We start from the raw sequence: 15,267 nt of genomic DNA on the forward strand, positions 1-15,267 counted from the left end.
GCTGATAAGTTCAATCACAATCTTGCGAACGCCATGGACGCCAATTTGCCGCTGACGGCTGCGTCTCAGGCAGCGTTCCCCTGGCTCTCTCTCATCGTTTTGCTTCCTGCAGCGATGGCTTTGCTGATGCCATTGCTCCCAGGTGACGACTCGAAGCAATCACCTTTGCCACGCAATCTGGCCATCGGCGTCCTTCTTGTGGACCTCGTGCTGATGCTGGTGGTCTTTAGCCAGCATTTCGACCCCAGCGACAGCAGTCTTCAGCTCGTTGAACGGGTGAACTGGGTTCCTTCGATCGGCCTGGAATGGTCCCTTGGCGCCGACGGGCTTTCAGCTCCACTTGTGGTTCTAAGTGGACTAGTGACGCTTTTATCCGTTGCCGCCAGCTGGAACGTTCAACACAAGACGAAGCTCTATTTCGGTCTTCTTCTTGTTCAAGCCTCTGCTCAGGGACTGGTCTTCCTCTCCCAGGATTTCCTGCTGTTCTTCCTTGCTTGGGAGCTGGAACTCGTCCCTGTCTACCTCCTCATTGCGATCTGGGGTGGAAGCAATCGTCAATATGCAGCCACAAAATTCATCCTCTACACCGCTATTGCATCCCTTCTGATTCTGATCAGCGGTCTTGCCCTAGCCCTTTCCGGAGACACCTTCACTCTCAACCTGACTGAGCTCGCTGCGCGCTCTCCAGGCGGAACCTTTGGGTTGCTCTGCTATCTCGGCTTCTTGATCGGTTTTGGGGTGAAGTTACCGATGTTTCCGCTTCACACTTGGCTCCCAGACGCTCACGGAGAGGCCAATGCGCCGGTGTCGATGTTGCTAGCTGGTGTGCTGTTGAAAATGGGCGGTTATGCCTTGCTGCGCTTCAACGTTCAGATGCTGCCCGATGCCCATCTTGTTCTTGCGCCAGCACTCATCGTTCTTGGCATCGTCAACATCATTTATGGAGCGTTGAATGCTTTCGCTCAAGACAATGTGAAACGGCGGATCGCCTGCAGCTCCGTCAGCCATATGGGCTTTGTGTTGCTTGGCATCGGTGCTGTCGATGCCCTCAGTCTTAGTGGTGCCATGCTCCAAATGATCAGCCACGGACTGATCGCAGCAGCCATGTTCTTCGTGACAGGCTGTTTTTATGAACGCACCAAAACGCTGTCTATTCCCAACATGGGCGGACTGGCCAAAGTGTTGCCGATCACCTTTGCGTTCTTCCTAGCAAGCTCTCTGGCCTCCCTTGCCCTTCCTGGCATGAGCGGATTCATCAGTGAAATCACCATTTTCCTTGGCATCACGAGTCAAGAAAATTTCACGACCTTGTTCCGCGTTACCACTGTTGCAATTGCAGCGATTGGGCTGGTACTGACCCCGATGTATCTCCTTTCCATGTGCAGGCGAGTGTTCTTCGGCCCACGAATCCCTGCTTTGGCTTTCATCGATGACATGCGCTCCCGAGAATTAGTGATCGGTCTCACCCTGCTGGTGCCAACTTTGGTGATTGGAATTTGGCCTCGTATCGCGATGGATTTCTACGAAGCAGCCACCGATGCTCTCGCCAGTGATCTCGGCACTCATAGCCTGGTAGCTCTCACGACCCTGCTGCCGGCGGGCTGACAGCGATGACCAATTCAGAACTCTTGCGCGGACATGGCCTTCCGCGTTTCGAGGCCATCGATGCATCCCAGGTGAAAGCTCATATCCCAGCACTGATCAACGACTTAGGAGAACAGCTCAGCACGCTGGAATCCACCCTTCAGCAGCGCCTAGCTGACAACACAGCGCTGAGCTGGGATGAGGTGATGACTCCACTTCACTTGATTGGCGAACGCTTGCGCTGGAGCTGGGGGGTGGTGAGCCATCTCAACGGTGTCTGCAACAGCTCTGAGCTGCGCGAAGCCCATGCGGAACAGCAACCCGATGTCGTCCGTTTTGGCAACCGTGCTGGGCAGAGTCAGGTCATCCACCAAGCACTGGAAAGCCTTCAAAAAAACCCCAGTCATCCGCTGGATTCCACCCAGATCAGGATTCTTGACGCCGAATTGTTATCGATGCGCCATCGAGGGGTGGGATTGAGCGGAGCTGATCAAGAGGCTTTTAACGAAGCCAGCGAACAACTCGCCTCGTTGTCCACCCGATTCAGCAATCACGTTCTCGACGCCACGCAGAGTTGGACCCTTCTGGTTCAGGACGCAGACCAACTTCAAGGCATACCGGAGCGCGCCATGCAGGCTTTTGCTGCTGCCGCAAAGGAAGCTGGAGATCAGAATCGCAATGGACAGGACCCGACAGCCTTGGAAGGGCCTTGGCGCCTAGGTCTCGACATGCCTCGTTACCTACCCGTTCTGACCCATGCCGACAACCGCAACCTGAGAGAAACCGTCTATAGGGCACAGGTGAGTCGGGCGAGCTCAGGAGAACTCGACAACACTCCTCTGATCGAAGAAATCCTCGACCTTCGGACCCATCAGGCTTCTCGCCTTGGCTACCAAAATTGGGCTGAACGAAGCCTGGCCTCAAAAATGGCTGACAACGTAGAAGCCGTTGAAAAGCTTCTCGAAGAACTTCGCGTTGCAGCCCTGCCTATCGCAGAACAAGAGATGGACGAGCTCAGGGACTGTGCCCGTCGTCATGGTGCGACAGAAGCGGATGATTTCAGCCCCTGGGATGTGAGCTACTGGGCAGAAAAACTTCGTCAAGAGCGCTTCAATCTCAATCAAGAAGCTTTGCGTCCGTGGTTTCCACTTCCACAAGTGCTCGATGGACTTTTCCAGCTTTGCGAACGTTTGTTTTCCATCAGGATTGAAGCTGCTGATGGCGAAGCACCGATCTGGCATCCGGATGTGCGCTTTTTCAGAGTCAACGATCAAGAAGGCCATCCACTCGCGGCGTTTTATCTCGATCCCTTCAGCCGGCCCGCCAGCAAGCGAGGTGGAGCCTGGATGGATGAATGTCTAAACCGGTCTCGTAATTCTGAAGGTGAGCTCACCCATCCTGTGGCATACCTGATTTGCAATCAGACCCCACCCTCCGGAGACATCCCAAGTCTGATGAGTTTTGAAGAGGTTGAGACCCTTTTCCATGAGTTCGGCCATGGGCTACAACACATGCTCACCACGGTGGAACATCCCCAAGCAGCCGGAATCAACAACGTGGAATGGGACGCGGTGGAGCTTCCCAGTCAGTTCATGGAGAACTGGTGCCTTGATCACCAGACCTTGATGGGAATGGCCCGTCATTGGAAAACAGGTGAACCCTTGCCTGAAGAGGATTACAACAAACTGCGCAACAGCCGCACCTTCATGCAGGGATGCGGAACGCTGCGCCAGGTTCATTTCGCCTTAACCGATTTACGTCTTCACAGCACGTGGACTCCCGAGCTCGGTCAATCCCCTGATGCGTTCAGACGCAAGATCGCAGACAGCACGACCGTGTTGCCCCCGATACCGGAAGACCGATTCCTTTGCGCCTTCGGCCATATTTTTGCTGGTGGTTACTCCGCTGGCTATTACTCCTACAAGTGGGCAGAAGTCTTAAGCGCTGACGCTTTTGCCGCTTTCGAGGAGGTTGGCCTCGATCAGGAAGAGGAGGTGCAAACCACCGGTCAACGCTTCCGCAACACGATTCTCAGCCTTGGAGGAAGTCAGCGACCAGCTGATATCTACAAATCCTTCCGGGGTCGAACGGCTAGCACTGATGCATTAATTCGCCATTCCGGACTGGCAGCAACCGGACGTTGAGCTTGCAGACATGCACCATGACCTGCTTGCACTGAATTCCAACTGGAACCTGTCTCAAACCGATCCATCAACGCGTGTTCCGCTGGTCTCGCTAGACGAAGCCCTCGAGCGCAGCAGTTTGAAGAAAGGGATTAGCCGTCGAGATTTTCTTGCGGAGCTCCTGAAAGACGTTCAACATCAACGCCTGCTTCCTTTGCTGGCGATGCTTCCTCGCCGCTGGCGGCAGGAGCCTGCGTCACTGCCGGAACAATTGAGAGGTCTAGGGAACCTGCTTGGAGAGGGACTGATGAGTCCACTGCTTCTTGCGGCATTCGCTGATGACTTGCAGCACTTACTGCCTCAACGAACAAACCCCAGACGCTCAGCTTTGGATCTTTGGTGCCAGCGCACCTACAACAACCCCGGCAGCCAGCAATGGCCACTGCCTGAGGGACTGGAAACATGGAGGTCCCAAGCCGCGGAATCCCTCAAATCACAAAACGAGCGACTTAAGCCGAAAGGTCGTTCAGGGCTAACGGGACTGACATCGCTAGGTGGGGAGATTGCTTGGAGCAATCACGGACTCTCCTATCTCCAATCCGCAGAGGCCAGACATCGGAATCAACAGATGGCTCAAGTGTTCAACGTTCTTGGAAGCAATCTTCTCGTTGAACAGAACCTCAACGTGGACACCTATCGGTTCGAAGGCCAGTCCTCCGGAAAGGATCTAATCCAATGCCTTCAATCCAAAGGATGGAGGTGTCAAGCGAGAGTACGGACCAGTGTGGCCAGCTTCGGACTTGGAGCCAGTACACCTAGTTCTGACAGCAATCAATGGAATCAAATCCCCCTTGCGGTCCCTTACCGAACGGGATTACAAGAGACGAACCAAAAAGAGATCAACGCCTTACTACCCCACGCCTGCCTAGAGCTGGAGTTACAACCGCCAGAGGATGACACCGTTCTGCTGCAGTACTACCAAGGCACAGAAGGCCTGAATGGCTGGGCCGCGATGAATGACTTGGATCGACCATGGCAAAACGGACGTTCCAACGGAAGCGTTCAATACTCGCCAACGGTCTTTCGCGATCAACAACTGTCCGATGCTGTTGAACTCTGCGAATTGATGGGCGCCATTCACAACAGCGAGGCGGGCATGGAAAACCTCCATCTCGGTGGATACGGAGCGATCGGTTTCTGCATCGACTCCACTGCGCTCTTGGAATATGCACTGACAGGTCAGACCAACCTTTTTCCACTCACGCTTGGAGGCCTATGGCGAGAACGGCTAAGCGCACAGCTGAATCATTTACTTGAACAAAACATGCGGCCCAATGATGACGCTGTTGATCGCTACAAGAGGGCAATTGAAGACATGCCTCAAGATCTTTATCACACTTCAGTGACCCGAACAGATGCGAGGAGACGCCTTTTAGCCAGTCAACCTAGTTATTCACCTTTTTTACTGATCCAAGATCTCAACTTGCAGAAGAGCTGACCAAACTGCGTTCAAGTTCACGACAAATTGCAGCCACAACCTTTTGGCGGAAGGCGACACTAAAAGGTCCCGAAGAACCGTTATGACTCATATGGTTAATGAGATAACGATGCAAGCAATGCGATCGCTGCCAACGGTTCCAGTTCGTTAAAGGCAATAAGCTCAATCGTCCTGGATAGGCGAGTCGGCCAAATGCAGCGACAGGATCTTTACTACCGACCACCATCGCAACATCCTGAATACTTTCGAGAGCCGCATTTCCACTAAAGACCCCACAAATCGTAATTACTTGTACAGGACTACAGCAAAGCTTCTGCAACATTTCAGCAGTACCAATGGCCATTTCAGCACCACCGCTATAACCAACTAAAACCACACGAGAGGCATGTGAAGGATGAAAATTTAACTGCTCTAATCGTCGGGCTATTTTTAAAGCTAATTCATAGTTCATCACAGGACCATAACGCCGATCAGACGAGATCCCAACCTTAATAACATTATTTGCCTGAATACAAAACGCACAAACGAATTGCACAAACTTATTAGGATGATGCTCCTGAAGAGAAAACAACCACTGCCAAAACCATCTGGAGTAAGAAGCAGCACGAAGTCCAACATCCGTAATGGTATAAGCCTCAATTCCTTTTACCAGTAAGGAATCATTGGCAATCTCAGACTCCAAGCAATTCAGAAACTCTTGAACTCTTGGAGGATGACTCTCTTCACTTTGATGAATACCATCGAGATAAACCAAAAAATGGCGGTGATCTGACCGTTTCTCCTCATTCCCATCAAATAATCCGCTGGCATCAGGAAAGCTTTGCATCCACCCTTCCCAGAACACAAAATCAACCATCACTGAATACACACCTACCAAGGCCAGCACAACAACAATCGCTCCTCCAGACACGCCAAGAAGCTCTAAAAGAGATCCGGATTGCAGAAGGGAATCTGCATCGCGCCGCACCACTCCAACACCAATCAGCATCAGAATTCCCACCAAGACCAACACACCAATCAAGACACGCGCGCCAAGGCGAATGCTGTGCCGATGACCATTAACGACGGCGTTGCTTCTAGTCATCGCTGGATTTGAAGTGCAACTTCTTTAGCCAAAGTGTCATAACTCGATCGCCATCGCTGAGAAAACAAAGCCCCTACAAGTAGCAGAGCAATCACAAAGCCAGGGAGGCAAACAAATAAGGCTTGAAGAAAAGGAATCCCGTACATCGCATTCACTAATATCATCATATTGAGATGCATCCATGCCAGAAGTGTGACGGCAATAAGATCACTCACATAAGGAGCTGCCGCCAGAACATAAAAAAGGCCTGGCCAGAGTGCTACTGCCATCCGATTACCGAAAGCAATGGGCTGCAAGGGAATCCCTGCCATCAAGGCAAGCATCAAACAATGACTGATCAGGCAAAGCAGAAGAGCCAGGCTAAGCACAAGAGCATCTACTACCATATGGAGAAAGATTTGCCTGGGAGTGAGTCGATTAGCAAGCAGAGAAAACAGATGAGACACAGACATTGAAAAACCGACAGCCACAAGAAGGCCCACACCAGTATCAAGGGCCAGAAGAATCTGACCCATCGAAACAAGCTGCTCTGTAAGTTGCTGAATCATCAGCTCACGAACGCTGAATTTGAGGACGATTTACAATCCACAACACCATGATGGAAAGAACGGCGCAGTAGAAGCACCAAACAGAGTTAAATGTTGCGCTGTAGGTAATCCAAGTAAGGAAGATCGAGACAAAGATCAACACACCAAACAACTTCACAGCCCGATCACTTACAGCAACCAGTGGCAGAACAATGAAGCCCCAGTAAACAAGTTCCCCAACTGGCTCAGTATTGACGAAATTATGGAAGATGCTTTGAAGGTTAGAGACGTCATACATCAATCGACCGTTGCTGAATACGGAAGGCTGAAGAGCTGGAGGATTAAGCAATAAAGGAACATAGAAAAAGATTCCCAAAACTGTTGCAACAATTGCCACCCATTTCAAACGCCTTTGCAAACCCGTTGAATCAGTTGTTCGACTAATAGACCAGGCACTCCACGGAATCCAAATCATCCAAAAACAATAAGCAAAAAATAGAAATCCAAGCCCGGCCATTGATGTCAATGGCTCAATTTTTCCACCCACGATTCCAGTCCACTCCAATCCCTCTACAAATTGCTGAACACCAAAGAAGAAAGGCACTAGTGCTAACGGTTTGTATCCAGGCTTTTCAGCCTTAGAAGCGAGGTGATGGGAATACAGCCCTAATGGCATGAGAACCGCAGACGCAGTGAAACTCGCAGAAGCCGAGAAGCACATGAGCTCTAATCAAAATCATCGAACGACCAAGCTTGGCCACGCCCACCCACGTTGTCAGTCAATCGATAAGAAGTGATTCGATCAACAGATCAAGCGATTTGGGATGTGACATCAATTGCTGGTGCGTCCAGACGGGTACCGCAGTATTCGGCCCGATTGGGAGCACGGCTTGCCACCCAGGGCAGACCATGAGATCCCAACGGCAGAAAAAGCTGATGCACTCCACAGACTGCAACTCGGCGTAATTGCCATTTAAAGAGCGCAGTAGAGGACTACCCCGCTTCATGTCTGCCACACCAGCGAGCAACCAGGCAGGAATGCACTGTGCTGTGAGCGTTCCCTTTTGGGGGCTACCAACGCTAATGAACCGATGCGTTCGCTTGGCGCCACCAAACTCTTGGAGCCAAGTCCGACCAATCACCCCGCCCATGGAAAACCCAAGCAAGTCAATCGGCGTTTCCGCTCCCCAACGTTCTTGAATCAAGCCATCCAGCTGTTGAGCGAGCTTGCGTAGAGGAATTGCACCGAATCGATGGGGCAAATGGGGAGAAAATACTGCGCGATGCTGTCCTTCAAGACGACGTTCTAAGCAAGAGAACAAACGAGGCGTATCGAGAAGACCGTGGACCAAAACGAGGGGACGGGTGGCAGCTTCAGATTGCATCAAAAGCCCTGCTGACCAGACCAGTTGCGCCGCCGTTCAATGGCAACAGACCCCGTAAAACCTGCAATGGGAGGGTGGCACTTCTGCAAGACCAGATGCATTGGCAAAGGGCCGTAGAGACGTTCCAGCACCTCAAAGACCTCCTCACTAAAACGTTCAATGGTGAGGCAACACAGCTCGCTCACCAACGTCTGAAGCGCCCCCACCGCCAGGCTGTAATCAGCGGTTGCGCTGAGATCGTCGGACTTGGCCGATGCACGCAGATCCAAGCCCAGGGTGATGTCGAGTTGAAACCATTGACCATCCCGTCGTTCATGGTCCAGAACGCCGACATGAGCCCAGAGTCGTAGATCATGGATATGAATCAAATCCAAAGGAATCACTCCGTCCCGGTGGGTAGATCGCGATGGCTGAACTGTTCACGCCCCTCAGAAAAATCAGCAGCAACATGCCCCTCACCGCGCAATCGGTAGCGATAGGTCACCAAACCTTCAAGCCCTACAGGCCCACGCGGCGGCAAGGTCTGGGTGCTGATGCCAACTTCTGCGCCAAATCCATAGCGGAAACCATCAGCGAAACGGGTTGAGCAGTTGTGATAAACGCCGGCGCTATCCACTGCCCGCAAAAACCTTTCTGCGGTGTCGTGATTGACAGTTGCAATGGCTTCCGTATGGCGTGAGCCGTACATCCGTATATGTTCGAGCGCTTCGTCGAAATCCTTCACTACTCGCACAGCAAGCACGAGATCTAGGTATTCCTGACTCCAATCGTCGCTGGTGGCGACCTGCTCGACCCCTAAATCTCGACTGGCTTCATCACCGCGCAAACAAACACCAGCCTCTTGGAAGGCGGGAACAGCCTCTTTCAAAAAGATTGGCGCAATCTTTTCATGGACTAGAAGCGTCTCGATCGCATTGCAAGCCGCCGGGTACTGGGTCTTGCTATCGATCGCAATCCGCAAAGCTTGCGTGCAATCGACCTCTTGATCCACATACAAATGGCAAACACCATCGGCATGACCAAGGACTGGAATTCGGGTGTTGTCCTGAATAAAACGGACCAGCTCATTGCTACCCCGGGGAATAATCAAATCAACAAGACCATCGAGGCGCAGAAGAGCCAAGCTCTCCGCTCGGGTTGTTAGCAAATCCAACGCATCTACAGACACCGATGTGCCAGCCAAGCCCTCTTTCAGCGACTGCATCACAGCTTGATTGGTGCACTTGGCCTCGCTACCACCCTTCAGGATTGCACCATTACCTGAACGAATCGCCAGTGCAGCGATTTGAATCACAGCGTCTGGCCTTGCCTCAAAAATCACCCCCAAGACCCCGAGCGGGACCGTAACGCGCTCCAAAACAAGGCCATCGGCCAGCTCGCGATGCAATTGCCTGGCACCCAGAGGATCCTGCAGGGACGACAATTGACGGACGCCATCGATGGCTCCTGCCAATTTGCCCGCATCTAATTTGAGGCGTGCCACCAACGCAGGTGCCAAGCCATCAGCGGAGGCCTGAGCAAGATCCTCCGCATTGGCAGCAACGATGCGATCGGCATGGGCCTCCAGTGAGGCTGCCATTGCCATCAGCGCCTGTTGACGTTGTTGATTAGAACTCTGTCCCAAGACAACAGCAGCACGCCGAACCGCTGTAGCCAGGCTCAAAAGATCAGCTGATGGTTCTGGCACACCCTGACTGTTCATCGTCGCGCGCTTGTTCTTTGCTTCATCATCTCGTTTCGGGTTACGTCAAGCGTTCGATGGCCAGTCGGGCAGCCCCAAGACGGCCTGCACCGTTTCCTAGGGCACAGGCTTCAATCTGCAGACCTTGACGACTCACGGCCTGCACCCGTCGTTCAACTTCCTTACGAACAGAAGGCAGAAAATGGGACGCCGCTCCTGAAATTCCACCACCCACGAGGACCAGCTCTGGCGTGAACATGTACACCAACGAGCTGATTCCTACGCCAAGTGTGGTCCCATAACGGGACCACACTGCTTGGGCTTCCCCATCGCCATTTGCAGCCAAAGTTGCCAATGCCGCTGGGTCTCCATCCCACAGCCGCCTCAAAGCAGAAATACAGGCGAACTGTTCGAGACTGCCCTGATTACCGCTGTTGCAGGGTGGGCCGTTGGGATCGAGACCAATCAGCCCCGGTTCAGCCGCGGCCCCATTGTGACCGGTGAATAAACGGCCAGACAGCATCACGCCGCCACCCACACCCGTGCCGAGAGTGAGCATCACCACATCGGAATAACCCATGGCCGCTCCCTGCCATGCCTCTCCGACCAAGGCACAGTTGCCATCGTTGGCGAGGGTGACCCGACGTTGAAGACGAGACTCCAGCCAATCAGCGAGAGGAATGTCCTCCCAGCCAGGCAGGTTGATGCAAACCCTGGCTACACGAGCCCCCACATCCATTGGACCCGGTAAACCAATCCCAACGATCAAGGCTCGGCGATCGGGATCTAAAGCTTCAATCGCCTCTACCAAAGCAATGCAAACCGCACCTGGAGTAGCAGGCTGAGGAGTCTGCACCTGCTGTGTCTCAAGAAGGCAACCATCGGCCGAAAAGCGACCAAGCTTGATCGCCGTTCCACCCAAATCGATTCCGATGACCTCAGGGGAATTTATCACTTAGAAGCGGAAGAAAAGCTGCAATTGACTTTGCCAAGTACCTTGCGAATCAACAGCACCAGAGATACTTAACTTTTGATTTATTTGATAACTAAGACTGCCCTGAGGAGGAATATCATTACGATTTGGCGCGGACTGGACAGACAAGTCAATGCGATCAGTAATGCTGATTCCCAGGTCAGTCACAATCGCCAACTGAGGAGGAACTTGACCCGAAACTCGCTCTCTATTGTTATCTACGTTAGGCGTTACATAAGTTGGGTACAAAGCAAATTGGAGTCTCTGATTAAAGGCATCAGTAAGCGTTCCCAATAAAGGGGAAAGCAAAGATTGGCCAACAACTGCTGCAAGAGCTGTTCCAGCTCCTGCTCCTGTCAACCCAGACAAGGAATTGCCTCCAACCAATCCAAGCAGCTGGGTCTGGGACATCGGAGGCGAACTTCGCAATCGAATGCTGTCAGCAAGGCGATTAGCAGGACCTTCAGCCTGGAGCATCACTTTCACCAAACGCAATTGACCTCCAGCACCGAGAGCACCTGTTCCATTCGTGTCAAAAATGGACGTATTCGAAGAATCACTACCAACCCCAGGGTTAACACTATCCGAAACTCTTGTTTCCATCGCGACATCGACATAAGGGATCAGACCAAGCGAGGGAGTAAAAACTGCCACATTTGGAGATTTACGATCCAAATTAAAGGTGCTCGTAAATACCGACACACGCCCAGTAAGCAACTGCAGCACACCTCGCAGCTCAATACTTGGGTCTAAAGGACCATTTACAGTGATCAATCCCGCCGTCGTAAAGTTAGCGACAGGTTGCACTTGCACCTTTAAGCCAGGGCCAAACTGCACCCTAAAGTTGTCAAAGGCAATGAACGGCAAATTGGGCAGAGATGCCTTGAGGCTTTTATTTGGATCCTCCTGAACATTGGGTCCCAGCAAAACAAGTGGGTCCTTAAAATTCCAATCCTCTTCAAGCAGAGCATTCGCTGAGACAAAAGATCTGGAAGGATCAACATTATTGGCGTTATTAGCACTATCCGCATTACTCGTTTTTGATCTTCTGAACAGAGATCGGTTCGGAGTAATCGCCCCTTCACTCAGCTGAAGATTGCCTCGAAAATCTGGACTCACAAGTGCTCCACTCACGCGAAGATCAGCAGCAATCGCCACATCAGCGTTGGGCATCTTGATTCGTGCCTTCTCAACGGTGATAGCCAAAGGAACGTCTTCAGGCGCAGGTTTAAACAACTTCAGAGCACCACTGGCCTGAATGGTTCCTGAGCGACCAATTCGACCCTTGAGATCCTGCACCTCAAGGCGATCGAAATCGAACACAATGGAACTTTTAACCTTGCTAATTGCTTGGTCCCGAACAACAAATTCGCCATCGTTCATCACGATGAATCCATTGGCCTCAGGGGCTAAAAGACTGCCGCCAATCAACAGTCTGAGATCGGTGTTCCCCTGATTCCAAGCAACCACATCTCTCGAGAAACCAGCCAGAAAATGAAGACCATCACCATGACTTTCAACCCTGACGTCCAAGGGGCGATCAGGCGTCAGGGGGACCTGCCCAATTACCGTCAGAGGCTCATCAGCGCCCTCTGCCCGCAAAGCCAAATCAAGCTGCACCGTCTCGTTTGAAAGCAAAATCTGACCGCGATCGAGTGCAATCGGCACCTGACCCACGCGTGCCTTCTCCAGCACCAGCTCCGTTGTCAGTACTGGTGCCCCCTCACCCAAGCGATAGCTGCCCGTAAGACCCAAAGCCCCTTGCAGAGCTGGTGGAACCGGTGCCACCAGTGCCAAAAGACTGAACGGCAAATGAACCAGAGAAAAGCTGCCTTGACCAGATTGAAGGGGCCCCTTGATCTCAGCGATGAACGGTTTCACCTGCAAGGCAATATCTTCGTCATCACCATCGATCCATAGGTGACCACGCGCTGTGAGATCAACCTCGAGGCGCTTGAGGCTTGGCCCCTGAAGGTCAACGACAGCATCAACCTGCCCCCTTAGATCTTCAGGATGAAACGCTTCTTTCTCTCTGCGATCACGACGGGCATCTGCAATTGCCAATTGGGATCGTCTAAGCGCCTTCAACTGACCATCGAGTGATCCACCAAAGGTGTTCACCAGCAAGGTGCCTAAGTCGGTGGCATCGCCTTGATCAGGAGGAAGAGCCTGGGACAGCTGCGGGAGGCTGAGCGCACTGGCTGTCAGCCAGCGTGCACTAAGGCCACGGGCCTGAAGTGTGGCATTCAGTCCGGCATTCCGATATCCGTCAGCCTCAACGGTGATCTGCCCGCTATCGCGAGGCAGGAGTTCGCCGCTGATGTCATACCGATCATTTTTGTATTTGACCGTCATCAGAGCTTGGCCGAACTGAATGCCTAACAATCCCGGTTGCGCGAGTTTGAGATCGGCCGACATGCTCCAAGGCTGCAAGCTCAAATCACCGGAACCACTCAAACGGCCATACACCCCTTCCCAACGCTGTTTCGGAGGCAAAACCAACTCCAAACCATCCACACTCAGGTCATTTGCTGTCCAGCGGTAAAGAGCAGGACTGCCACTGATCTGCAGCTCACCGTTCCTGCGCTGCAAGCGAACGGTTTCTGGCAACCAATTCCCCCCGAGTTGCGCATCCAAGGAGCCAGGAATCACAGCTCCAACGGATGCCATCTGGAGCTGTCCACCACCACCAGGGCGTCCTTTAAAGCCACCTTTCCACCTTTCAACCAGGCGAATAAACCCTGCACGAGGACTATCAACTTCGAGCTGAAGGTCAGGCTGCAATGACTGAAGAGGACCACGGACCTCCCCATCGGCGGCAATCGTGCCATCCATCACCGTCCCAAGAAGAGAACCGATCCTGCTGAGTGGATAGGCCCGTAAGCGCAAGTTGGATTGCAACGCGCCAACCTGCAGGCCACCCTTTCCGAGCTGAAGGGGCAATACAGCATCAGCATGGAGCTGAGGGCTGCTGAAGCGATTGAGACTCAACAACCCCTGATCTGAGGACCATTCGGCCTGAAGAGACCAACGTTCAAGCAAAGGATTGCTGTCCTGATCAAGCGCCAACTGAAGTCGAGGCGTCAGGCTGGGCCCAGACAGACGCAACTCACCATTGAGAGGGGCTTTCGTCCCCAACAGCTCAGGAATCAAAGGCAGTCCCTTCCAGGCCTTCCCGACCAGTTGAAGCTGCTTCGTCTTGATATCCAGCAGCGGGTACAAGGCTCCCTGCGCCTTCACCGATACACCAGGAGCGTCTAAAGCAAGTGTTTCGAGCCTGGCTTTCCATGCCTTCGGGCGACGCCCATCTCCCCGCACTTGCAAATCAATCGCAACGGGTTGATCGAGGACCTTGGCTTCGGGGAAGCTCCATTGCCCTGAAAGCTTGAAACGGGGCTGAGACCAGTCACCATCAAGGCGCATAGCCAGCTGATTGTCCTGATTCAACTCCTTCAGAGTGGCGCTCAAATCAAAGCGCTGATTCAGGTGGAACCGACCGCCCAAGCTGGCCCGATACGGGCCATAACGCCACTGACTGCGGGGAATCGTGAGGCGATCATCATCACAATGGAGACGCAGCTGTCGCGACTCAAGCGGGTGCTGAAGCGGCTGGCCGCTGACCTTAAAGCCCACGACAGAGAGACCACCACCACAGCTGGTTTGACCTCGATTCCATTCAAATCTGAGATCACCACCCACTTGACCCCTCAGTTGGATGGGCTGCGCCATCGGGAGCAACCCTTGCAAGTTGTCCAGGCGTATCCGCTTCAGACGGGTCGTAAGCCGAAATTCAGGACGATCCCAGTGAGCCAGCCCTTTTAACTTCACCGAGCCTCGATCAGGGAGACCAACCTGAAAGACACCATCGGCCCATTTCTCATTGAGACGGAGGCGCGCAGCTCCCGCCAAAGAAAGCTGAAGGTTGGCTGGCTCAACACGTATTTTGGCTGGATCGATGAGCCGAACTCGAAGGTCAACGCGATGCAGAAATTCACCATCTGACCGAGGACCTGGCACCCAAAACTGCCCTTGCTGATTGCGTCTTAGGTTGACGTATGCCCCTTTCAGTCGGGCCACGACCACCAGCCGCAAATGGCGAATGCTGGAGAGAGGGTCAATCCCCAAGCTGAGTTTTTGCACACGAAGTGATGAAGCATCCTTCGTTCCAGGACGAATCTTGATCGGTCCAATCCCGATTCCATCAAAACCAAGTCCGCGATAAGGGCCGATCTCAATCGGATGCCCAAGCGGTACGGAAAGTTGCTGTTCGAGAGAGGGCCGCAGGCCATTCACAGCCTGTTCAAGCAAGCGGTCAGCAGTGAGCCAAACGGCAGCAGCAGCCACAACTGTGAAACCAAGTCCAGAGATCACTACTCGTGGAGCCATCGCGCCTTTGCCAGTGCTCCCCATTG

At 53.0% G+C, this 15,267-nt stretch carries 11 protein-coding genes; 3 read left to right on the top strand and 8 right to left on the bottom strand.

The window, feature by feature from the left end:
• Positions 1–33: 33 nt before the first annotated feature.
• Genes SYNC_RS08600 through SYNC_RS08610 form a run of 3 tightly spaced genes read left to right on the top strand, consistent with a single transcriptional unit; the run spans position 34 to position 5,205 of the window.
• Positions 34–1,605, top strand: a complete 1,572-nt coding sequence (locus SYNC_RS08600) for an NAD(P)H-quinone oxidoreductase subunit 4 (RefSeq protein WP_011619787.1) — start codon at positions 34–36, stop codon at positions 1,603–1,605.
• Positions 1,606–1,610: 5 nt separating this feature from the next.
• Complete coding sequence (locus SYNC_RS08605) at positions 1,611–3,728, top strand: M3 family metallopeptidase (RefSeq protein ID WP_011619788.1); 2,118 nt, start codon at positions 1,611–1,613, stop codon at positions 3,726–3,728.
• Positions 3,729–3,738: 10 nt separating this feature from the next.
• Positions 3,739–5,205 (top strand): hypothetical protein, encoded by a 1,467-nt coding sequence (locus tag SYNC_RS08610; protein ID WP_011619789.1) that lies wholly within the window; start codon positions 3,739–3,741, stop codon positions 5,203–5,205.
• On the opposite strand, the gene SYNC_RS08615 is transcribed toward SYNC_RS08610, so the two are convergent.
• The 8 genes from SYNC_RS08615 to SYNC_RS08650 are packed head-to-tail and all read right to left on the bottom strand — an operon-like array spanning position 5,186 to position 15,241.
• Positions 5,186–6,289, bottom strand: coding sequence for a hypothetical protein (locus SYNC_RS08615; RefSeq protein ID WP_041426618.1), 1,104 nt, complete (start codon positions 6,287–6,289; stop codon positions 5,186–5,188). The two genes, SYNC_RS08610 and SYNC_RS08615, sit on opposite strands and share 20 nt — an antisense overlap.
• Entirely contained in the window at positions 6,286–6,837 is a 552-nt protein-coding gene (locus SYNC_RS08620) for a hypothetical protein (protein ID WP_041426619.1), read from the bottom strand. Before SYNC_RS08620 ends, SYNC_RS08615 begins: the two co-directional genes overlap by 4 nt.
• A 4-nt stretch (positions 6,838–6,841) precedes the next feature.
• Positions 6,842–7,537 (bottom strand): hypothetical protein, encoded by a 696-nt coding sequence (locus SYNC_RS08625; protein WP_011619792.1) that lies wholly within the window; start codon positions 7,535–7,537, stop codon positions 6,842–6,844.
• Positions 7,538–7,595: 58 nt separating this feature from the next.
• Positions 7,596–8,201 carry a triacylglycerol lipase gene (locus SYNC_RS08630; protein ID WP_041426620.1) on the bottom strand — a complete coding sequence of 202 codons (606 nt, stop codon included), beginning with the start codon at positions 8,199–8,201 and terminating at the stop codon, positions 7,596–7,598.
• Positions 8,201–8,575: a dihydroneopterin aldolase gene (locus tag SYNC_RS08635; RefSeq protein WP_011619794.1), complete on the bottom strand. Its 375-nt coding sequence runs from the start codon at positions 8,573–8,575 to the stop codon at positions 8,201–8,203. Before SYNC_RS08635 ends, SYNC_RS08630 begins: the two co-directional genes overlap by 1 nt.
• Positions 8,576–8,580: 5 nt before the next feature.
• A complete protein-coding gene (locus SYNC_RS08640) occupies positions 8,581–9,903 on the bottom strand; it encodes a glutamate-5-semialdehyde dehydrogenase (protein WP_011619795.1) in 1,323 nt (440 codons plus the stop codon).
• Positions 9,904–9,943: 40 nt separating this feature from the next.
• Positions 9,944–10,834: an ROK family protein gene (locus SYNC_RS08645; protein WP_041427048.1), complete on the bottom strand. Its 891-nt coding sequence runs from the start codon at positions 10,832–10,834 to the stop codon at positions 9,944–9,946.
• A gap of 3 nt (positions 10,835–10,837) precedes the next feature.
• On the bottom strand, positions 10,838–15,241 hold the full coding sequence (locus SYNC_RS08650; RefSeq protein ID WP_011619797.1) for a translocation/assembly module TamB domain-containing protein: 4,404 nt from the start codon (positions 15,239–15,241) through the stop codon (positions 10,838–10,840).
• Positions 15,242–15,267 lie beyond the last annotated feature (26 nt).

Origin of the sequence: Synechococcus sp. CC9311 (assembly GCF_000014585.1) — a bacterium.
Classification (GTDB): domain Bacteria; phylum Cyanobacteriota; class Cyanobacteriia; order PCC-6307; family Cyanobiaceae; genus Synechococcus_C.

What these genes read in the sequence shown, in the direction of transcription:
- SYNC_RS08600 (WP_011619787.1), top strand. Translation starts at nt 34, where the DNA reads ATGGACGCCAATTTGCCGCTGACGGCTGCGTCTCAGGCAGCGTTCCCC.
- SYNC_RS08605 (WP_011619788.1), top strand. Translation starts at nt 1,611, where the DNA reads ATGACCAATTCAGAACTCTTGCGCGGACATGGCCTTCCGCGTTTCGAG.
- SYNC_RS08610 (WP_011619789.1), top strand. Translation starts at nt 3,739, where the DNA reads ATGCACCATGACCTGCTTGCACTGAATTCCAACTGGAACCTGTCTCAA.
- SYNC_RS08615 (WP_041426618.1), bottom strand. Translation starts at nt 6,289, where the DNA reads ATGACTAGAAGCAACGCCGTCGTTAATGGTCATCGGCACAGCATTCGC.
- SYNC_RS08620 (WP_041426619.1), bottom strand. Translation starts at nt 6,837, where the DNA reads ATGATTCAGCAACTTACAGAGCAGCTTGTTTCGATGGGTCAGATTCTT.
- SYNC_RS08625 (WP_011619792.1), bottom strand. Translation starts at nt 7,537, where the DNA reads ATGTGCTTCTCGGCTTCTGCGAGTTTCACTGCGTCTGCGGTTCTCATG.
- SYNC_RS08630 (WP_041426620.1), bottom strand. Translation starts at nt 8,201, where the DNA reads ATGCAATCTGAAGCTGCCACCCGTCCCCTCGTTTTGGTCCACGGTCTT.
- SYNC_RS08640 (WP_011619795.1), bottom strand. Translation starts at nt 9,903, where the DNA reads ATGAACAGTCAGGGTGTGCCAGAACCATCAGCTGATCTTTTGAGCCTG.
- SYNC_RS08650 (WP_011619797.1), bottom strand. Translation starts at nt 15,241, where the DNA reads ATGGCTCCACGAGTAGTGATCTCTGGACTTGGTTTCACAGTTGTGGCT.